The organism is Solibacillus isronensis (assembly GCF_023715405.1).
In the GTDB taxonomy this organism is placed as follows: domain Bacteria; phylum Bacillota; class Bacilli; order Bacillales_A; family Planococcaceae; genus Solibacillus; species Solibacillus isronensis_B.
Genome location: NZ_JAMBOC010000001.1, coordinates 2,013,144 through 2,033,585, shown reverse-complemented (window position 1 = coordinate 2,033,585; position 20,442 = coordinate 2,013,144). Strand labels below are relative to the sequence as shown.

Annotated in this window: 17 protein-coding genes and 1 other annotated feature; of the genes, 12 read left to right on the top strand and 5 right to left on the bottom strand. The window is 39.2% G+C overall.

What is annotated here, in order from left to right; translation table 11 throughout:
• Positions 1–27: 27 nt before the first annotated feature.
• From M3166_RS10320 to M3166_RS10310, 3 genes are all read left to right on the top strand, one after another.
• Positions 28–930 carry a fumarylacetoacetate hydrolase family protein gene (locus tag M3166_RS10320; protein WP_251689726.1) on the top strand — a complete coding sequence of 301 codons (903 nt, stop codon included), beginning with the start codon at positions 28–30 and terminating at the stop codon, positions 928–930.
• Positions 931–1,141: 211 nt separating this feature from the next.
• Positions 1,142–1,510, top strand: coding sequence for a YisL family protein (locus M3166_RS10315; protein WP_251689724.1), 369 nt, complete (start codon positions 1,142–1,144; stop codon positions 1,508–1,510).
• Positions 1,511–2,096: 586 nt separating this feature from the next.
• Positions 2,097–3,548: an alpha-amylase family glycosyl hydrolase gene (locus M3166_RS10310; RefSeq protein WP_251689722.1), complete on the top strand. Its 1,452-nt coding sequence runs from the start codon at positions 2,097–2,099 to the stop codon at positions 3,546–3,548.
• Positions 3,549–3,602: 54 nt separating this feature from the next.
• On the opposite strand, the gene M3166_RS10305 is transcribed toward M3166_RS10310, so the two are convergent.
• Positions 3,603–4,409 (bottom strand): Cof-type HAD-IIB family hydrolase, encoded by an 807-nt coding sequence (locus M3166_RS10305; RefSeq protein WP_251689720.1) that lies wholly within the window; start codon positions 4,407–4,409, stop codon positions 3,603–3,605.
• A 111-nt stretch (positions 4,410–4,520) separates the two neighbouring features.
• Here M3166_RS10305 and M3166_RS10300 point away from each other — a divergent pair, with 111 nt between their 5' ends.
• The 3 genes from M3166_RS10300 (at position 4,521) to M3166_RS10290 (ending at position 7,949) form a co-directional block, all read left to right on the top strand.
• A complete protein-coding gene (locus tag M3166_RS10300) occupies positions 4,521–5,276 on the top strand; it encodes a dienelactone hydrolase family protein (RefSeq protein WP_251689718.1) in 756 nt (251 codons plus the stop codon).
• A 61-nt stretch (positions 5,277–5,337) separates the two neighbouring features.
• Entirely contained in the window at positions 5,338–5,646 is a 309-nt protein-coding gene (locus M3166_RS10295) for a metal-sulfur cluster assembly factor (RefSeq protein WP_039966323.1), read from the top strand.
• A 173-nt stretch (positions 5,647–5,819) separates the two neighbouring features.
• Positions 5,820–7,949: an ATP-dependent Clp protease ATP-binding subunit gene (locus M3166_RS10290; RefSeq protein WP_251689716.1), complete on the top strand. Its 2,130-nt coding sequence runs from the start codon at positions 5,820–5,822 to the stop codon at positions 7,947–7,949.
• A 309-nt stretch (positions 7,950–8,258) separates the two neighbouring features.
• Here the strand turns inward: M3166_RS10290 and M3166_RS10285 are convergent, their stop codons facing one another.
• Positions 8,259–8,456 (bottom strand): YjzD family protein, encoded by a 198-nt coding sequence (locus tag M3166_RS10285; protein ID WP_008403579.1) that lies wholly within the window; start codon positions 8,454–8,456, stop codon positions 8,259–8,261.
• A 458-nt stretch (positions 8,457–8,914) separates the two neighbouring features.
• Between M3166_RS10285 and M3166_RS10280 the strand changes: the two genes are divergently transcribed.
• Both M3166_RS10280 and fabF read left to right on the top strand, forming a co-directional pair.
• Positions 8,915–9,850, top strand: a complete 936-nt coding sequence (locus M3166_RS10280) for a beta-ketoacyl-ACP synthase III (RefSeq protein WP_251689714.1) — start codon at positions 8,915–8,917, stop codon at positions 9,848–9,850.
• A gap of 134 nt (positions 9,851–9,984) precedes the next feature.
• The gene (fabF, locus tag M3166_RS10275; RefSeq protein ID WP_251689712.1) at positions 9,985–11,226 is read left to right on the top strand and encodes a beta-ketoacyl-ACP synthase II; all 1,242 of its coding nucleotides are present in this window, start codon (positions 9,985–9,987) and stop codon (positions 11,224–11,226) included.
• A 246-nt stretch (positions 11,227–11,472) separates the two neighbouring features.
• On the opposite strand, the gene trpS is transcribed toward fabF, so the two are convergent.
• Positions 11,473–12,462 (bottom strand): tryptophan--tRNA ligase, encoded by a 990-nt coding sequence (trpS, locus tag M3166_RS10270; RefSeq protein WP_014824616.1) that lies wholly within the window; start codon positions 12,460–12,462, stop codon positions 11,473–11,475.
• A gap of 63 nt (positions 12,463–12,525) precedes the next feature.
• Positions 12,526–12,742 (bottom strand) — a binding site (T-box leader).
• A gap of 467 nt (positions 12,743–13,209) precedes the next feature.
• Between trpS and spxA the strand changes: the two genes are divergently transcribed.
• From spxA to pepF, 4 genes are all read left to right on the top strand, one after another.
• A complete protein-coding gene (gene spxA / locus M3166_RS10265; RefSeq protein WP_008403575.1) occupies positions 13,210–13,608 on the top strand; it encodes a transcriptional regulator SpxA in 399 nt (132 codons plus the stop codon).
• Positions 13,609–13,921: 313 nt separating this feature from the next.
• Complete coding sequence (gene mecA, locus M3166_RS10260; protein ID WP_251689710.1) at positions 13,922–14,575, top strand: adaptor protein MecA; 654 nt, start codon at positions 13,922–13,924, stop codon at positions 14,573–14,575.
• 321 nt (positions 14,576–14,896) lie between these two features.
• Positions 14,897–16,024 (top strand): competence protein CoiA, encoded by a 1,128-nt coding sequence (locus tag M3166_RS10255; protein WP_251689709.1) that lies wholly within the window; start codon positions 14,897–14,899, stop codon positions 16,022–16,024.
• Positions 16,025–16,078: 54 nt separating this feature from the next.
• On the top strand, positions 16,079–17,887 hold the full coding sequence (pepF, locus tag M3166_RS10250) for an oligoendopeptidase F (RefSeq protein WP_251689707.1): 1,809 nt from the start codon (positions 16,079–16,081) through the stop codon (positions 17,885–17,887).
• A gap of 1,049 nt (positions 17,888–18,936) precedes the next feature.
• Here the strand turns inward: pepF and M3166_RS10245 are convergent.
• Positions 18,937–19,758, bottom strand: coding sequence for a DsbA family protein (locus tag M3166_RS10245; RefSeq protein WP_008403571.1), 822 nt, complete (start codon positions 19,756–19,758; stop codon positions 18,937–18,939).
• On the bottom strand, positions 19,755–20,153 hold the full coding sequence (locus M3166_RS10240; RefSeq protein ID WP_008403570.1) for a hypothetical protein: 399 nt from the start codon (positions 20,151–20,153) through the stop codon (positions 19,755–19,757). Before M3166_RS10240 ends, M3166_RS10245 begins: the two co-directional genes overlap by 4 nt.
• Positions 20,154–20,442: the final 289 nt, after the last annotated feature.

Sequence of the window (20,442 nt, the reverse complement as noted above, 5' to 3'; positions counted from 1 at the left end):
AAAAAAACAGAAGGAGTGCTCCACGTTATGAAATTGTTATCATTTAAAGTAAACGAACAAGTAAAGTTTGGCCCAAAAGTAAAAAAAGAAGAGGCAGTTTGGGATGTTATCGAAATCCAAAACCAACTTAATGTACTAAAAGACTTTCCGAAAACAATTATTGACGGGATTGCACATGGCTATGAATTTGTTGAGCAAGTTCGTAAATTAGTAGAGGCAGCTCAGAATCATGAAGGTGGAGCTCAGTTCAAACTGGCTTATTCTGATATTGAGTGGCTGTCGCCAGTTCCTCGTACACCGAAAAATATTTTATGTGTTGGTAAAAATTACAGTGATCATGCCCGTGAAATGGGTGCAGAAAAGGCACCGGAACATATCGTTGTCTTCACAAAGTCACCAACTGCAATTGCCCCGGATGAATCAACATTACCTGTGCATGCAGAGGTGACGGATTCTCTTGATTATGAAGGAGAGTTGGCTGTTGTAATCGGCAAGCGCGGAAAAAATGTTCCAAAAGCAATGGCATTTGACTATGTGTTCGGCTATACAATTGCCAATGATCTTACAGCCCGTGATGCACAGGAGAAGCATAAACAGTTCTTCTTAGGCAAGAGCTTGGAAGGCAGCTGTCCAATGGGGCCGTATTTAGTAACAAAAGATGAAATTCCTGATCCGCATACTTTATCGATTGTGACGAAAGTAAATGGTGAAGTACGCCAAAATGGATCGACGAAAGATATGTTGTTCTCTGTTTCCGAAATTATTGAGACAGTTTCAAAATATGTAACGTTAGAGCCGGGTGATGTTATTTTAACAGGTACGCCTGCCGGAGTCGGAAAAGGGATGAACCCGCCTCAATTTTTAAAAGCAGGCGATGAAGTGAAAATCGCAATTGAAGGAATCGGGACTTTAGCAAACCGATTTGCTTAATTAAATTAGGATATTCATAGCTGCAGATTGCTAGATTCGCTTTTAATAGGCAGTAGATTTTCTGGTGGAAGGAAAATCTACTGCTTTTTTGCGGAAAAGTTTCGTTTTTTTATGACAACTCATAGAACACTTGGCAGATTCAATTGAATTTATAGGGCTTTACATGGTAGGATATTGCCTGTAGAGAATAAATAGAAGAGGTGGAAAATTCGTGGATTTCTTAACTAGTACGACGCATATGCACATCACGACTTGGGTAATAGCATTAATATTATTCTTTATCGCTGCATTATCCGGCAAAAAGATGAAAGCAGTACACATGATCTTACGTGTAATGTATATTTTAGTAATCGTAACAGGGTTGTCTTTATTCCTGGAATGGCGCGATAAGATTACTGAAAGCGGCATGAACTATGATATGAAAGTGTTATTTGGTATTTTAGTAATCGGCTTTATGGAAATGGTATTAGTACGCAAAAGCAAAGGCAAATCTGTCAATATGTTCTGGGTACTATTCGGTATCGTTCTATTAATCACATTATACTTAGGCTTAAGCATGGGTATCGGTGTAAACTTCTAATAAAGATTGAAGCGTGTAAAAAGTGGAGGTGGCTTTTTACACGCTTTTTTGTATGGAGAAGGGAGGATTCTACTTTTAAGGGGATTCGTTCTACTTTTATAGTGTTTTGTTCTACATTAGGGGAGAGGTGTTCTACTTTTTGGTTTCCTCTTTCCACATTACAACCTGAAAGTTCTAATATCTCCGGGTGTTCTACATTCAGATGCATATGTTCAACTTTTGAGGAGAGACGTTCTATATTAGGTCGTCAGTGTTCTACTTTCCTGACTCAACGTTCTACATTTCACCTGTAAAGTTCTAATATCCCAGCAGTTTCTACATTCGCCAAGATTCGTTCAACTTTTGGAGTAAATTGTTCCACATTAGATTCAGGTTGTTCTACTTCATCCCCCTCAACGTTCCAGATTCCACCTGAAACCTTCTAATAAAACACAACGCGCCGTCAATACCTAACCATATTAAACACTCTATACACATTTCTGACACGTATTTGTTGAATTTCCTATAAATAACTATTTAAGCTAGCTACATTTATACCTTTTTTGGTAAAATGACGATGGACTGTATATGAAAGAGAGGGAAATGAATGGGATTTAATAAATGGTTTCGTACATTAGCTGCGGGTGTGCTGCTTTCGACTTCATTGTCAGTTGCTGCTGTTGCAAATGCGGAAGAGCGTACAATTGCAGATGAAAGTATATATGATGTTTTAGTGGACCGTTTCTTTAATGGTACCGGTAAAAATGATGATGATACAGTAAATGCGCAAGACCCGACGATGTTTGCTGGCGGGGATTTCAATGGATTGCTGAAGAAAATCGATTATGTTGCAAATATGGGCTATACGATACTGTCAATTGGCTCTGTATTTGAGACTGAAAAATATGATGGGTCGATGCCTACGAGCTATACAATGTTCGACCACCGTTTTGGAACAGCAGAGGAATTTAAAAACATGGTCGAGGCGTATCAAAAACGTGAAATCAAAATGATGGTTGATTTCCCGATTTCCAATGTTAGTCCAAACCATGAACTTGCTGAAAAACAAGGATTTGTGGCATCTGAAAATGATGGGAAAATACAGTGGGACTTAACGAATGAAGAAGTACAGAATGAGCTCATCAACAGTGCTGTACAATTTGTAAATACATATAAACTAGACGGGGTTCGACTGACGAATATTGAACAAGCCGATACTGCTTTTTTAAATCGCTTTATTGAACAGTTAAAAGCAGCAGGTGCCTATGTTATTGCGAATGCAGAAAGTGATGCAGATTTTGACGCGAAATTTTACAGTGATACTGCGGCCAACTTTACGAATGCATTTAAAAATGTTGATTTAAATACGACAGTACTGGAGCCTCATATCGAGGAAATGCTTTCAGGGACTCCGGTATTATCGATGACCGATACTATCTGGTCGAACCGCTTCACATTGGCGGCAACAGAGGAAGGTATGTATCCACCGACACGCAGTAAAATTTCCATTGCGAGCACGCTTTTACTTCCAGGTGTGCCAATCGTACAATATGGATCTGAAATTGCGATGAATGGGGAAGCGGGTGTTGAAGCACACCAGTACTACAATTTTAAAACAGACTCGGAATTAGCCGATTATGTCGGGAAGCTCCAGTCATTAAGAAATGATTCCGATACTTTGCGAAACGGAGAATTTAAATGGCTAGAAAATAAAGACGGCTATGTTGTATTTGAACGCAAATCCGATGAAGAAACATGGATCGTTGTCATTAATAATAGTAGTAAAACAAAACGAGTGCATATTCCTGTGGCTGAGCTGGGTGAAGGAAAAGAAGTTCGCGGAATGTTCAACAGTGAAATCATCCGTGAAAATAAGGACGGCAACTATGCGATTATTTTAGACCGTGAAATGGTCGAAGTGTACCAAGTAATTGAAGCACGTGGCATTAACACCTCTTATATTGTGGCACTTGGATTGGTCGTTGTTTTATACACAGCATTTATGGTTGTGATTATGAAGCGCGGAAAAAAACGCCGTGCCGAGAATTCAGCGCACTAAATAAAACAGCCTGGAGAAGCAGACAACATGCTTTTCCAGGCTGTTTATATTTTATTATAGTTTTAATCGGTCCTGCAAAAATTTCCCTATGCCGTCTTCGTTGTTCGATAGCGTAATTTCATTGGCGATTGTTTTCAAGTCGTCGATACCGTTACTCATCGCAACGCCAACGCCTGCGTATTCAATCATTTCCAAGTCGTTGTCCTCATCGCCAAATGCAATGATGCGTTCACGGGGAATGCCCATTTCTTTTGCAATATAGTCGATGCCTACTGCTTTACTTAACCCTTTATGGACAATTTCAATAATCGGGAATGGAGCTCCCCAACGTCGGTGCTCGATCAGTTCAGCGTGAACATCCTGCAAATGTTTGCGGATAATCGGTGTATTTACATCATCGGCTTGAATAAGCAAACTTGTCGGGTCTTCTTTTAATGTATTTTTCAGATCGCCTGTTAGAATATTCGGGTTGCCCATATGCAGCAACTGAAGCACACCTTCATCTTCACGATGGAGATACACGTCATCCATTACTTCGGCGATTAAGTTGTCGTATTCATATTTATGAACAGATTCTACAACATCATGGACTACACTTAAATTGACTGTTGTATGAATCGTTTTCCACATCGGATTTTTAGGGTGGTGGATGAGGGCTCCGTTGAAATTGACAATCGGAGTTGTTAAACTCAGCTCCTGGTAATAAAGCTGACTCGCACGATACGGACGTCCTGTCGCGATCATCACCTGATGACCTGCTTCTTTTGCTTTTAACAAAGTTTCCTTTGTCAGCGCAGAAATTTTTTTCTCGTCCGTCAATAAAGTGCCGTCTAAATCTAATACAATTAAATGTTCGTTCATAAGAGTAAGCCTCCTTTAGCCTGGGTATAATTGTAACGTGCAAAAATAGCATTCGTCAAAGTTTTGAAACATTGACCAATTTTTGCTAATGTAAACAAAGAGGTGAGAAATTTGATAGTTGACAAAGAACAATGGAAGTCCATTCCATTACTGCATGTATATGATGAAACGATGGATGAGCAAACACCGGTCGTTATTTTTCTTCATGGTTTTTTAAGCGCAAAGGAACATAATTTACATTACGCTTATCAGTTTGTGCAACAGGGTGTACGCGTTATACTACCGGATGCGTTAATGCATGGTGAGCGCTCGAATCAATTGACGGAAGACCAGATGAACTTTAACTTCTGGAAAATTGTATTAAAGTCAGTGGAAGAAGTACATACTATTTATGGAGAATTGAAGCTGAAAAACTTGGCAGGAAACAAGGTTGGGATTGCCGGAACTTCAATGGGCGGAATCGTCACTTCAGGCTGTTTAGCGATCTATCCATGGATTGAAACGGCAGGTATTTGTATGGGTACAACAAGCTATACGAAACTGGCCCTCCATCAAGTAGAGGATCTAAAGCAAAAAGGCGTAACATTTCCGTTGTCTGAAGAACAGCAAACAGGCTTGCTTCAAATGCTGCAAAAATTTGATATGGAGCAGCATGAGGAATTATGGGCAAACAAACCGATTATTTTCTGGCATGGTGAGCGCGATACGGTCGTTCCTTATCATATGAGCCGAGATTATGTTGAACAACTGGAAAAAGAAAAAAAAGCGGCACATATTACTTATTTGGCAGAACGAAAAGCAGGGCATGCGGTATCGAGAAACGGAATTTTGCAAGTCACGCAATTTATGGCGCATTGTTTGGCATAAATCATGCGTTCTGCTATGATTAACATTAACACCATGGCGAAAGGGGAAATTTAAAATGGCAATTGATCACGATATGAAAGAAAGTATGTTAGGTGCATTGGAAAACGTAATTGACCCTGAGTTAGGCATTGATATCGTCAACTTAGGCTTAGTATATGAAGTAGATTTAACAGATGAGGGCTTAGCAATCGTTACGATGACATTAACATCAATGGGCTGTCCGCTTGCTCCAGTTATCGTTGACCAAGTAACAACTGCACTTAGCGAATTACCGGAAGTAAAAGAAGTAAAAGTAGATATCGTATGGCAACCGGCGTGGTCTAAAGACAATATGTCCCGCTATGCAAAAATGGCATTAGGCATTCGTTAATTAATAAGTGAATAAATGAATTGAAATTCGGTCATTTTGCGTATAGGCAAAGTGATCGTTTTTTATTAGGATCTTTGCGAAGGAAACAGAGCTTAATTATTTGTTGTTTGACCAACTTTGACTTATAATTAAATTAATCAAAAAAGGTCAAACTAAATGAAAGGGTGCACTTTATGCAATTTAACCAAACACAAGATAATCGTCCTCCATTAGAGCAATTTGGACGAAACTTAATTGAACAAGTAAAAAACGGTAAGATGGATCCGGTTATTGGACGAGATGAGGAAATCCGGAACGTCATTCGTATTCTGTCACGTAAAACAAAAAACAATCCGGTCCTCATCGGTGAGCCAGGTGTTGGTAAAACAGCGATCGTCGAAGGGCTGGCACAGCGTATCGTAAGACAGGATGTTCCGGAAGGATTAAAAGATGCGGAGCTTTATGAACTGGATATGAGTGCACTAATTGCCGGTGCATCGTATCGCGGGCAGTTTGAAGAGCGGCTGAAATCGGTATTAAAGCAAGTGAAAGAATCAGATGGACGTATTATTTTATTCATCGATGAGATCCATACAATTGTCGGTGCAGGAAAAGCGGACGGAGCAATGGATGCAGGAAATATGCTGAAACCAATGCTTGCACGTGGTGAACTGCATTGTATTGGAGCAACAACATTGGATGAATACCGTATGTATATCGAGAAAGATCCTGCATTGGAACGCCGCTTCCAGCAAGTAATGGTGAGAGAACCTTCTATTGAAGATACGGTTTCCATTTTACGTGGAATAAAAGACCGTTTTGAAGAACATCACCGTGGTGTTCGCATTCATGACCGCGCGATTATTGCAGCGGCTCAACTGGCGAACCGTTATATTACAGACCGCTTTTTACCGGATAAAGCAATTGATCTTGTCGATGAGGCATGTGCGATGATCCGCATAGAAATCGATTCAATGCCACAGGAACTGGATCAGTTAATGCGCCGCCTCACACAGCTGAAAATTGAGCAGCAGGCACTGAAAAAAGAAAAAGATGATGCAAGTAAAAAACGTCTTGAAATAATTACAGATGAAATTGATACATTGGAAGTTTCAATTAAGTCAATGAAGGAACAGTGGGAACTCGAGAAAAACGGTTTACAGATTGTACGCGATAAAAAAGATGAACTGAAAAAAATGGAAGCCGAGCGCGACGATTTATTTATTTCAGGCAGTAATTTAGCGCGGGCAAGTGAGCTTCAGTACAGTAAAATACCACAGCTTGAAAAGGAAATCGCCGAACTGGAACTGCAGTTGAAACAGTCGGAAGGTAACCGGATGCTGCGTGAAGAAGTGACTGAAGAAGAAATCGCTAAAATTATTTCACGCTGGACAGGGATTCCGGTAACGAAGCTTGTTGAAGGTGAACGCGATAAACTGCTCCGTTTAAAAGATACATTGCATGAAAGGGTAGTCGGTCAGGACGATGCGGTAACTTATGTAACGGAAGCAGTTTGGCGTGCGCGTTCCGGTATTAAAGACCCGAATAAGCCGATTGGAAGCTTCCTGTTCCTTGGTCCAACCGGTGTCGGGAAAACGGAATTGGCCAAAGCATTGGCCGCACAACTTTTCGATTCGGAAGACCATTTCATCCGTATTGATATGAGCGAGTATATGGAGAAGCATTCTGTATCCAGACTTGTCGGAGCTCCTCCAGGCTATATTGGCTACGAAGAAGGTGGTCAGCTGACAGAAGCGGTACGCCGCAATCCGTATGCTGTAGTACTGTTGGATGAAATCGAAAAGGCGCATCCGGATGTCGCGAATATTTTACTTCAAGTACTTGATGATGGCCGCATTACCGATAGCCAAGGACGGATTGTCAATTTTACGAATACCGTTATCATCTTGACATCGAATATCGGCTCACAGTTTTTACTGGAAGCATCAGAAGAAGCGGAACAGCTTGTTCAAGCAGCATTACGCCAGCACTTTAAGCCGGAGCTGTTAAACCGGATGGACGATATTATTATGTTCCATGCATTATCGAATGAGCACTTCCATAAGATTGCCTGGAAATATGTAAAGCAGCTTCAAGATCGGGTCGCAGAACAGGAAATTACGCTGTCTGTTGATGGGGAAGTTGTGGACTGGATTGTGAAGCACGGGATTGACCCGCAATTTGGTGCACGTCCGCTCAAACGCTTTGTCCAACGCCATTTGGAGACGATTGTTGCCCGTGAACTGTTAAAAGGGGAAGTCACAGCAGGTGGAAGTTTATCGATTGCATTGGAAAATGGAGAGTTAGTAATAAAATTAAATTAAGTTTGAAGACAGCTTGTGCGTGAAATGCGTACAAGCTTTTTTTGGTGGTTTGAAATGTTCTAATAAGGATGGTTAAAGTTCTAATATAAATGAAAAAGTACTAAGAAAAGCCGGAAATTTTAATATAAATGTCACTTGTGCTAATAAGAGGTGCTACTGTTCAAATAAACGTGGCGACTTTTCTAATATCAAGTATAAAAGTTCTAATATGTATTGAATTTATCTAATAAAGTCAGCGCCCCCCACAAAAGTGGGTGTAAATAACAAGGGGCTGTCCAGTAGTTTTACCGGACAGCCCCTTGTTATCTATTAATGATGCTCTGCTTCTGCTTCTGGAGTTGATTCGTTTGGAATGATTGCAGCGATAATAATAACTAATACGCTGAATACTAATGATACGATTACGCCATTCATGAAGTTAAAATCTACACTTAATACAGAACTTACTACATAGTTTAGCATTGAAACTAATAAGAATGACCAAAAGAACGTAATGATATATTGCATCAAATTCACCTCATTGAACTTATTTATAACGTTATTGTGAAATTACATCTTCAATATCATACCACAAGCATTCATCAAATTAAAAGGGCGAATCAAATTATTCTTCAAGTTGTCATAAATGCTTGTTTTTATTGCTTTTTTAAGTAGGAATTAACACGGAAAAAGAGAAGATTAGCTCGAAGTTGTTTGTCTAATAATGGAACGTTTTTTACATTCGCTCTTTAAAAGTTTAAACGTAAGAAATGAACGAATACTGCTGTCCGTTATTCAATTTTCATCCAGATGTTTTATCAATTAGTATAGCCATTTTAATTGAAAGAAAAAACAAGAATAAATCCCCAATCCCTCTTTTTCCGGAAATTTTAATTGTGTTAAAAATAATTATGTTCTATAATTAGTACCAACTACTAATAATTAGTTATATTTTTTGATTCATGAGAAAACAAGGGGGCTATTATATGAATGCCGGTATTATAGGGATGGGGAAATATGTTCCGGAAAAAGCTATAGCAAATAAGGATTTTGAAAAAGTTTTAGATACATCAGATGAGTGGATTCGTTCTCGGACAGGTATTGAAAACCGTTTTATCGCTGAGAATGAAGAAACATCGGATTTAGCATATAAAGCAGCAGTGCAAGCTATTGAAAATGCAGGTATAACACCAGATCAAATTGGTCTAATCGTTGTTGCGACGGTTACACAGGATCAGAATTTCCCGAGTGTAGCGTGTCAAATTCAAGAACGACTTGGAATATCGGGATGTGGCGCAATGGATGTGTCCGCTGCATGCTCAGGATTTATTTATGGAACGGCTATTGCAAAACAATTTATTGAGAGCAATAATTATGAATATGTATTAGTAGTAGGTGTTGAAAAACTGTCGAAAATTGTGGATTGGGATGACCGCAACACAGCTGTCCTATTTGGCGATGGTGCAAGTGCGGCTGTTCTCGGCAAAGTTTCGGAAGGCCGCGGAATTCTTGCGTTCGAACTTGGAGCTGACGGAACAGGCGGAAAGCATCTTTATTTAAATCCTAAAAACCATATTGCGATGAATGGTCGTGAAGTATTTAAATTTGCAGTTCGTCAAATGGGCGAATCAGCAGTAAATGTAATCGAAAAGGCAGGCCTGACGAAGGAAGATGTCGATTATTTGGTACCGCATCAAGCGAACATCCGCATTATGGAAGCCGCGAGAGAGCGTCTTGACTTACCAGAGGAAAAAATGTCGAAAACAATCCAGAAATACGGCAATACATCAGCCGCTTCAATCGGTATTTCAATCGTTGAAGATTTGGAATCAGGAAAAATCAAAGATGATGATATCGTTGTTTTAGTAGGTTTCGGCGGTGGCCTTACATGGGGAGCACTTGCATTAAAGTGGGGTAAATAAGCACGTTGATTGGAATGTTGGGGAGGATGGAACGAATACTAAAATCGTCACCGACATCGTATTGGCCAAAGACCCGAAATGAAATCAACCTTTAAATAGGGAAAAGAATTTAACTTAGAAAAGGGTGTTAAATAATGGAGAAAAGAAGAGTTGTTGTTACAGGAATCGGTGCAGTATCGCCAGTAGGAAACAGTGCAGAGCAAGCATGGGAAAATGTAATTGCAGGCAAGTCTGGTATTGGACCATTAACACGTGTAGATGTGAGCAAATTTCCAGTCTCTGTAGCCGCTGAAGTAAGAGATTTTAATATAGAAGAATATATTGAAAAGAAAGAAGCACGTAAAATGGACCGCTTTACACATTATGCGGTCGCTGCTTCAATGATGGCTGCAAAAGATGCCAACTTGACGATTACCGAAGAAATGGCACCGCGCGTAGGTGTTTGGATCGGTTCTGGAATCGGCGGAATGGAAACACATGAACAGCAGTTTCTAACATTCCAGGAGCGCGGTGTTCGCCGTGTAAGTCCATTCTTCGTACCGATGATGATTCCGGATATGGCATCTGGACAAGTATCGATTTATCTAGGGGCAAAAGGAGTAAACTCTTGTTCTGTAACGGCTTGTGCATCAGGAACAAACTCGATTGGGGATGCGTTCAAAGTAATCGAACGTGGAGATGCGGATGTCATGATTACAGGCGGGGCAGAGGCACCAATCGTAACAATGGCGGTTGCCGGCTTCGTTGCAAACACAGCGTTATCGTTAAATCCGGACACGGCAACTGCATCACGTCCATTCGATAAAAACCGTGACGGCTTCGTTATTGGTGAAGGCGCAGGGATTTTAATTTTGGAAGAGTATGAACATGCAAAAGCGCGCGGTGCGAAAATTTACGGTGAAGTTGTTGGATATGGTTCAACTGGGGATGCCCATCATATTACAGCACCGGCTCCAAACGGTGAAGGTGCAGCACGTGCGATGCAAATGGCAATCGATGATGCACAAGTATCGCCTGACCAAGTTGGTTACATTAACGCACACGGTACGAGTACACCATATAATGACTTATTTGAAACACAGGCAGTTAAGACTGTTTTTGGTGACCATGCCTATAAATTAGCGATGAGCTCAACGAAAAGTATGACAGGCCATTTATTAGGTGCAGCAGGCGGTATTGAGGCAATCTTTACGGTACTTGCGTTGAAGGAAGGTATTTTGCCGCCGACAATGAATTTACACGAGCCGGATCCGGAATGTGATTTGGATTATGTACCAAATGCCGCAAGAAAAGCGGAAGTTGAATATGCGTTAAGCAATTCACTCGGTTTCGGCGGACATAATGCTTGTTTATTATTTAAAAAATTTACAGATTAATAAAATGACAAAAAACGAACGTGCTTCTTCTATCGCACGTTCGTTTTTCGTATAGTTGTACGAAGGATGGTGTTTTGACACGTTTCGTACTTTTTTTATTTTTTTATGGGCTCAGTGTCATGTCGATCAGTAATATGATTTTATACTTGAATTACCGCACGCTCGGTTATTCATGGCATGCTGTATTAATGTACATTGTACACGGAGCAGAGTTGTATATGCTGCTTGTTGCTATTGGCGGGATGTTTAGCGTCGTTTACGGCCTAAGCCCATCGCGTTCTCCATTTTCTTGAGTGTTTTAGAGGCAATGGCATTCGCTTTTACTGCACCCTCATCCAAAATTTCATCAAGTTCAGGTGAGTCAATCAGTGCATAATAGCGTTCTTGAATTGGTGTTAAGTGGTCAATAACAGCCTGTGCTACTCCAGCTTTAAAATCACCATAGCCTTTGCCTTCATACTTTGCTTCTAAATCTGCAATTGCTGTTCCGGATAAGGCAGATTCAATAATAAGCAAGTTTGATACACCTGGTTTGTTTTCAATATCAAATTTAACGATTCCCTCAGAATCCGTTACAGCAGATTTGATTTTCTTCTCGATTTCTTTTGCTGTATCAAGCAGGCGAATCGTCGCTTTTGAGTTCGTATCCGATTTGGACATCTTTTTAGTCGGCTCTTGCAATGATTTGATACGTGCGCCTTCTTTCGGCAACTGAATATCAGGAATCGTTAATACGTCATTGTAGCGCTTATTGAAACGCTCAGCTAAATCGCGTGTTAATTCAATATGCTGCTTTTGGTCTTCGCCTACTGGTACGATGTCTGTATTGTAAAGAAGAATATCGGCAGCCATTAACGGCGGGTATGTTAATAGTGCGGCAGAAACGGACTCTTTACCTGTTGATTTGTCTTTGAACTGTGTCATACGCTCTAATTCACCTATTGAAGCGACGCATTGCAGCATCCAGCCGGCTTGGGCGTGGGCAGGGACTTCTGACTGAATAAATAAAATCGATTTTTTCGGATCAATGCCACATGCAATATACATAGCTGCCAAAGAGCGGATATTTTTACGCAACTCCAGGCGATCCTGTGGCACAGTAATTGCATGCTGATCCACGATGCAATAAATGGCGTTGTTGTTTTCCTGTAAAGCAGGGAATTGTTTAATCGCTCCGATATAGTTCCCTAAAGTAATAGTTCCTGTTGGTTGTACACCTGAAAAGATTGTTTTCATTGGGTGTTCCTCCTTAAAATCAAATGAAAATAAAAAAACATCATGCGTCCTCTATTCGAAAATAGAAGGGACGAATGATGTTAAAATCCGCGGTACCACCCAGCTTGCCTTAATTGGCCACTTTGCTTCGTAACGTGAAGGCGACGAGCTGGACTACTAATAGAAACGTTCATCAAGCTAACTCGGAAGTCCATTCCATTTAACGAATGATCTGTTTACACCAACCACAGACTCTCTAGGCATTCTCATTAAATGTACTACTCTTCGTCATCGTTTTTTATAATCTTGAAAGGATTATAACTTAATCATTGAAAAGAAAGCAATCGTTTTATTTTAAAGAAACAGGAATAAAACGAAGTGAAAATGGAAATAGTAGTAAATAGATGATTGTATTATATGAAATGACATTGTATTTTCTGATTTTTTTCTCAATTACATTTTGTTAAATGAGAAAAAATATCGAAAATCAGGACGTTTTATTTTTCTATTATACGGGTAAAATTTGTTATGGCACAAAATTATAGAAAGTGTGCCTATTAGAGAGAAATACGTAATAAAATTTATTACGTAAGTTGAATTATTTGTTGACATTGTATATTCAAACATGGGTTATTCATGTATAATGGGAACAGAATCTTAAATTAAATTAATTCTAAATTGAGTTTTACTTATACATTTGTGCTTCTTTAATAACAGGAAGCAACATCTAGCAATTGAATTGAAATCAATTAGAGAGGGAGTGAGCCAATGTTAGTAACATTATTTACTTCACCAAGTTGTACTTCATGTCGAAAAGCAAAAGCATGGTTAGAGGAACATGATATCCCATATACAGAACGTAACATTTTTTCCGAGCCACTTACAATTAGTGAAATCAAAGAGATTTTACGAATGACAGAAGATGGTACAGATGAAATTATCTCAACGCGTTCGAAAATTTTCCAGAAGTTGAATGTCGATGTTGAAACATTGCCGTTACAACGATTATATGAGCTTATTCAGGAATATCCGGGACTATTACGTCGTCCGATTATTTTAGATGAAAAACGTCTGCAAGTTGGTTATAACGAAGATGAAATTCGTCGATTCCTGCCTCGTAAAGTACGAGCATACCAGTTGCAAGAAGCCCAACGCATGGTTAACTAAATAGACCGCTCATGATGTTACGGATGCATATTGTGCAATTGTAGCATCTTTTTTTTATTTTAGAACATATTAGAAAGACACCTTAATTACTTGATTTAAATGGAGTGGTGCAATACAATTTCAATTATTCAAATTATTTATCCTGAATAATGTTTTTCCTTTTCATTTTAATCCATTCCATCATACAATAGAGTTATAGATACTTCTAATATTTAAAAGTATCTCAGTTCCGATGCAATAGAACGCCATATTGTATGCCACTTGGAAATAAAGCGACGTTCTATACAATGACTGTGAAGGGGGTTGAGGTCTAATGGACATCGAACGCATTAATGAAAATACGCTAAAATTATTTATTACGTATAGTGATATCGAGGACCGCGGTTATACTCGCGAAGAAATATGGTACAATCGCGCAAAAGGTGAAGAGCTTTTCTGGGATATCATTGGTGAAATAAATACAGATGATTATTTCGATTTAGATGGTCCAATTTGGATTCATATTAACGCTTCAGAAAGTGGATTGGAAGTCGTTGTTACACGCGCGTCTGTAGGTAATGACTCCGAAACTTCTTCAATGACAGGCAACTTTGAAGATGACCTTCATATATCAGATCAATTAAATGAAATGGAAGAATCGATCTTCAATGCGATTGGCAAAGCTGCAAAAGAAGAAGAACAATCGCTTGAAAATGCCCGATTCCGATTTAAAGATATTGACGAACTAGTACCTCTTGCAAAACGCGCAGCACCATTAGGATTAGAATCTGTGTTGTATAAATGGGAGGATTACTACTATTTATATGTAGATTTGAAAGATTTGGAAAGCCAGGAAGCGAGAAATATCATCGCTTTATGTACTGAATATTTAGCTGCTTCCAAAATTACAGCGCACCGCCTTGAAGAGTACGGGGAAACAATCATTGCTGAAGACTGCTTCGAAACAATCATTACGTATTTTGATTAGGACAGCAGTTTACGAAAGTCACCTGATTTCAGGTGGCTTTTTTGTGTTTGTGCTGGGGGATATCTGGTTGGAGGAAGTAGAATATAGAGCGGCAAAAGTAGAATATTGGTTGAGGAAAGTTGAATATAGTGCGTGTGAAGCAGAATAGGGCATCGAGAAAGTAGAACCTTGTGACGGAAAAGTGGAAAGTTCGTCTATAAAGGGGGACGGTAATCAATAAAAGTAGAAATCCATTGAAAAAACCAGTTTCCAATAGTTACTATTTACAAGTTGAAAATGAATATGCATTTCATTAAGATGGTTAAAAAGGAGTGGAAGCAAATGCTGGTCGCAATGACCGAACAACAGCAATTATTCCATTTAACGTCGAAACTACCGCTGGATGAATTACAAAGAATAAGAAAGCAGCAGTCCTTTTTCTGCCCTCAATGTAAAGAACAGCTTTTATTAAAGGCTGGACATATAAGAATTCCCCACTTTGCACATGAAAAAAATAGTGAATGTGATTCCTTGTTTTCTGAAGGGGAATCTGCCGAACATCTCCTTGGGAAACAACACCTCTTTGAACTTTTTACGAGCCTTCAGCTACGTCCCGTCCTGGAACCGTATTTGCCGCAGCTTCAACAGCGACCGGATATTCTCATCACAATAAAAAATCATCAATATGCAATCGAATTTCAGTGCAGTCCAATCGCGCATCCATCTTTTCAACAGCGTACTAGAGGCTATTTGCAAGCAAAAATAACGCCGATATGGATTTTGCATACTCCCGATAAATTCAAAGGTACCGGTATCGTAAAAGTTTCAATCAATCATACACATTCCCAATTTATGCAACAGTATAAAGAACAGAAATTCCTCATCACCTATGATGTAAAAAGTAAAACCTTCTACTATATTAGCAATTTAATTCATCTTCATAAATGGCAGTATTTCGCTGTTGTTAAGCCATTGCCCCTTAGTCAACAACGTTTTCCGCTGTTGGTTCCTGAAAAAGTATCAAAATCCCAATTTCATCTGCTCCTGAAAAACTACAGGAAATATCGGGAATACTATATCCATCCCCGTCTCCTATTAAGCAAAAAAGGGGTAAACGATCAATTTTTCCGTTCAATTTATGAATTAAGGCTAACGATGACGGAGTTCCCGATTTTTTTGGGGATTCCTGTTTACAATACGCATGCTTTTAATCAATTTTGTATAGAATGGCAAGTAGGGCTTTTTCATTTTATGGACTACCATGCGCTCACTCCCAAAACGATGAATGTACATGCAATTCCTTATTTTTTCAAATGGAGTCAATTGAAGTTGACGGATGAGCGAAAAGCGGCGGTGGAACACTATTTAGCAATTTTAAGACATCTCAATATTGAGCAACTGGGTGAGAATATCGCCGAGGAACAACTTTTTAATGTTCTGTACGACGAATTGGTTGCATTTGGATGTTGAAATTGTTTAAATAGATTTATAATTTCGAATATCGGAATAGTAGGAGGCAAATAAATGGCAAAGCAAATTTTAACGCGTGAAGAAGTACCTGAGCAATTAACATGGGATTTAACAACAATTTTTGAATCCGATGAAGCTTGGGAAGCTGAACTGAAAGAAGTGGAACAATTATCAAAAAAAGCTTCGGATTATAAAGGGAAAGTAGCAGATAGCGCGGAAAGCTTATACAATACATTGCAGTTCAGTGATGCATTATACGAGCGTCTGAGCAAGTTATATGTATATTCTCATTTGAAGCATGATCAGGATACGACGAATAGTAAATACCAGGATCTTGATGGTCGTATTCGCTCTGTTCTTACAAATGCAGGAGCAGCGTGGTCATTTATTACACCTGAAATTTTGGCATTGGATGAAGCGACTTTAAACAGCTATGTGGAAAGCTATGAACCACTTTCACTATATGAACAAAGCCTAAAAGAACTAAACTTGGGCCGTCCTCATATTTTATCTGCTGAAAAGGAAGAGTTGCTGGCACAATTTTCTGAAGTGACATCGACAGCTGGCAAAACATTCAGCGCTTTAAACAATGCTGATTTAGAATTCCCGAAAATCATAGGGGAAGATGGAGAAGAAGTACAAATTACGCACGGTAACTATATTACAATGCTTGAAAGCGACAATCGTGAAGTACGTGAGGCAGCATTTAAAGCCGTTTACAAAACTTACGGCCAATATAAAAATACATTTGCGACAACTTTAGCTGGGAATGTAAAAGCGCATAATGCTAATGCAAAAGTTCGTAATTACAATTCTGCTCGTCATGCAGCACTTAGCAATAACTTCATTCCTGAAAAAGTGTATGACCAGCTTGTTTCAACAATCCATGATTACTTACCGGCATTACACCGTTATGTAGAGCTTCGCAAAAAAGTACTTGGTGTAGATGAGCTGCATATGTACGATCTGTTTACGCCGCTTGTTAAAGAAGTGAAAATGGAAGTAACATATGACGAAGCAAAGAAAACGATGGTAGAAAGCTTCGCGCCACTTGGTAAAGAATATCAGGAAATCGTTGAAAAAGGTTTGGAAAGCCGTTGGGTAGACGTGCTAGAAAACAAAGGGAAACGCAGCGGTGCCTATTCTTCGGGAACGTTCGGTACAAATCCGTATGTCTTAATGAACTGGCAAAATAATGTGAATAACCTTTATACATTGGCACATGAATTCGGCCACTCGATGCACAGTTATTATTCACGTGCCAACCAGCCGTATCAATATGCAGATTACTCGATTTTCGTTGCGGAAGTGGCTTCAACGTGTAACGAAGAACTATTATTTAATCACTTAATGAAAACATTGGATGATGATAAGCAGAAAATCTATTTATTAAATCAATGGCTGGATGGTTTCCGCGGTACGGTATTCCGTCAAACAATGTTCGCTGAGTTTGAGCATATGATTCACGAATTAGATGCAAAAGGCGAATCGATCACATCGGAAAAATTAACATCGATTTATTACGATTTAAACAAACAATACTTTGGTGATGCAATGACAGTAGACGAAGAAATCGGTCTGGAATGGGCACGTATTCCACACTTCTACTACAACTATTACGTATATCAGTATGCAACAGGTCAATCAGCGGCAACAGCATTATCTAAACAAATTTTAGAAGAAGGCGAACCGGCAGTTGAGCGTTATATTAACAACTTCCTGAAAGCAGGCTGCTCGGACTTCCCGATTGAAGTATTAAAAGCTGCAGGTGTAGATATGGAATCTCCGGAACCGATCGCATTGGCATGTAAAGTATTCGAAGAGAAGCTGGAAGAGCTTGAAAAATTATTATTGAATAATTAATAGTTTGTGAAAACGCATCTGTTTCAGGTGCGTTTTTTGCTTGAAAAAATGGAAATTTACTTTGTTTTGGTGAAGTTTGATGAGTATGTTTTAACGGTTATAGTTGGAAGGAAAGGCTTTCTGAGTGTTGATATATCGGCGTTTAAGGCAGATAATTAAAGAAGAATTTATGACATTTTACTTTAAACCTCATTACTTCGCTTGGAAACGCTTACTATATGACGAATTTGTGAAATTGTGAAAGATACATTGCAAGAAATATTATTCCATGATAGAGTAATACTCGTGAAATAAATCACATAACAAACATACACCCCTTTGTTTGAACGTGAACATTTCTCCCATCCCCTTTGTGAAAAAGAGGCGTCTTATTTCTCGAGAATAAGGCGCCTCTTTTGTTTTTGTTCTCCATTATTCGTGTATTCGGGTTTAATGGGGGAGGGCGTTCTACTTAATCAGGCAAGTGTTCTACACTCCGATGAAAAGTTTCTACATACTAGGAGCAACATTCTACTTTTACCTCAAAAGATTCTACTTTTCCAATCCAAACGGCGAATATAGACGGAGCAATCTACTTAAGCTTGAAACTTTCCACATTTCAGGGCAAATGTTCTCCATTCACCTCGGACGATTCTCCTTTCTCGATCGAAAAGGTAAATAAAGGAGGAGTGTTCTACATAAACAGAAATACTTTCTACATTTCATTCGAACTTTTCCACATTCCAAGGAGAACATTCTATTTTTCCCCCAAAAACTTCTACTTTTCCAATCCAAACGGCGAATAAAATAAAGATTACTGCACTTCATCCAAAACGCCTCTAAATCCCTCACAATTGCTTCTGCATTCCACCTGACTTAGGCTAGCAAGTTCTCCTTTCACGACGGCCTGAACGAACACAGGGGCAAATTTACCTATGTCTATCCTCATATCATCAAAAAACTCTATTGTACTTATTGAATTTCAAATATCCTGCAGAAAACATAAAAAAACCAGCCTGCATGAATGCATAGCTGGTGAAAATATTGTATAAGTGCGTTTTATAAATTATTTAGTAGGTCGTGCGTTCTTTTGCACGCCATAGTGTAATTTCGTCAGTCATGATGCGTTCTACTTTTTGCTGTAGCATACGTTTCTTTAATTCGCGTTCTGCCAGTTGTTCATTGATTGAGTAGATTTCGGCTACTTCAGCTGTTGTAAGGGTGCTGAATCGATCGAATAACTCGTCTAATGCGGGAACCGGTTGGCGAATTAATTCTTCTCCTAGCAATTCTGCTAAAATATGCTCGTAAACTTCATAATTATAAGAACCGCTTACTTTCAGGCCTTCATCTTCAATGCACTCATTGAAAAATACGATGCTTGGAATTTCTTCAACTTCCATTTCACGTGTTAAGTATAAATCACATTGGAAGGCGCGAGCTGCTTCTTTTGAACCAAAGTCGGACACGAACTCATCCATATCCAGGTTAACTTGCTGTGCGATTTCAATTAAAGTCGCATGGGAATTGATATTGCGTGTATTAAGTGTCGCTACTTCTTGAACTTTGTTTAAATAGCGGAAACCTGCTCGCTTTCCTTGAAGTTCAGCCGCTTTAATTGCAATTGAAGGTAATGCTGGATGTGTAATATCCAATTCCGCTCCGGAAACACAGCCTTTCATCCGGCTCGTCATGCTGTTGAGAGCAGAGAGTTCCGTACTAAGGACATATCGACATGTAAAGTAATGACCATATTCTACTTGCAGTTTACGCATTGTCGTTTGAAGAGATAATGCTTTTTCGCAAAGGGGGTCAATAAAAATGTAAAGCTCAATCGGTTTATTACATGTGGATGGTGCAACAGGTTGCTGTAAAAGTTGGATATTATTCACTCAAATCCCTCCTCATCATTTGGGGCGTTGACCATATGGTGAGCAGTCATTACGAGACGCTTATAGTAAACTTCACGGAATTTCCCGTCCAAGCCCACTTCGTCCATCGCCTCTGCCATACATTCAAGCCATGCCTGGGCACGATCGGGTGTAATTTTAAAATGCATATGTCTAGCACGCATCATTGGATGACCATGTTCTTCAGAGAAAAGGTTAGGCCCCCCAAGATACTGCGTTTGGAATTGTATTTGTTTACGAATTGTTTCCGTCAGATCTTCAGGAAAAATAGGAATTAATAAAGGATGCTTCGCCACTCGAGAGTAGAACGCGTTAATTAATTCAGAAAGCTTTTCAGCACCGAGTTCCTCATAAGGAATCGTATATTTTCGATTCATTAGTTATACTCCTTTGTGTCTTTCTTTGCCAGTATATGAAATATGAATGTCATGTAAGTAATGTAAATTTCATATAGGCGATACAATCATTCTAGCAACGTAGGGCCATTTTAACAAATAAAGTGCCCTGCCAAAAAATTTGAAGGGCGTTTCACATCTATTATCAGAACGGTGGAATTGTTGATTTAATAGGTGTTCACAACGATTTTCCAACTAATCCAAAATACAGCATTTCAGGAGCATAAACAATAAAATCTCAAAATCCCTTTTGGCTTTCGTCTTCAAATTT

Bases quoted from the DNA above. Each gene is read 5' to 3' on its own strand.
- M3166_RS10320 (WP_251689726.1), top strand. From the start codon at position 28: ATGAAATTGTTATCATTTAAAGTAAACGAACAAGTAAAGTTTGGCCCA.
- spxA (WP_008403575.1), top strand. From the start codon at position 13,210: ATGTTAGTAACATTATTTACTTCACCAAGTTGTACTTCATGTCGAAAA.
- M3166_RS10290 (WP_251689716.1), top strand. From the start codon at position 5,820: ATGCAATTTAACCAAACACAAGATAATCGTCCTCCATTAGAGCAATTT.
- M3166_RS10280 (WP_251689714.1), top strand. From the start codon at position 8,915: ATGAATGCCGGTATTATAGGGATGGGGAAATATGTTCCGGAAAAAGCT.
- fabF (WP_251689712.1), top strand. From the start codon at position 9,985: ATGGAGAAAAGAAGAGTTGTTGTTACAGGAATCGGTGCAGTATCGCCA.
- pepF (WP_251689707.1), top strand. From the start codon at position 16,079: ATGGCAAAGCAAATTTTAACGCGTGAAGAAGTACCTGAGCAATTAACA.
- M3166_RS10305 (WP_251689720.1), bottom strand. From the start codon at position 4,409: ATGAACGAACATTTAATTGTATTAGATTTAGACGGCACTTTATTGACG.
- mecA (WP_251689710.1), top strand. From the start codon at position 13,922: ATGGACATCGAACGCATTAATGAAAATACGCTAAAATTATTTATTACG.
- M3166_RS10285 (WP_008403579.1), bottom strand. From the start codon at position 8,456: ATGCAATATATCATTACGTTCTTTTGGTCATTCTTATTAGTTTCAATG.
- M3166_RS10240 (WP_008403570.1), bottom strand. From the start codon at position 20,153: ATGAATCGAAAATATACGATTCCTTATGAGGAACTCGGTGCTGAAAAG.
- M3166_RS10255 (WP_251689709.1), top strand. From the start codon at position 14,897: ATGCTGGTCGCAATGACCGAACAACAGCAATTATTCCATTTAACGTCG.
- M3166_RS10310 (WP_251689722.1), top strand. From the start codon at position 2,097: ATGGGATTTAATAAATGGTTTCGTACATTAGCTGCGGGTGTGCTGCTT.
- trpS (WP_014824616.1), bottom strand. From the start codon at position 12,462: ATGAAAACAATCTTTTCAGGTGTACAACCAACAGGAACTATTACTTTA.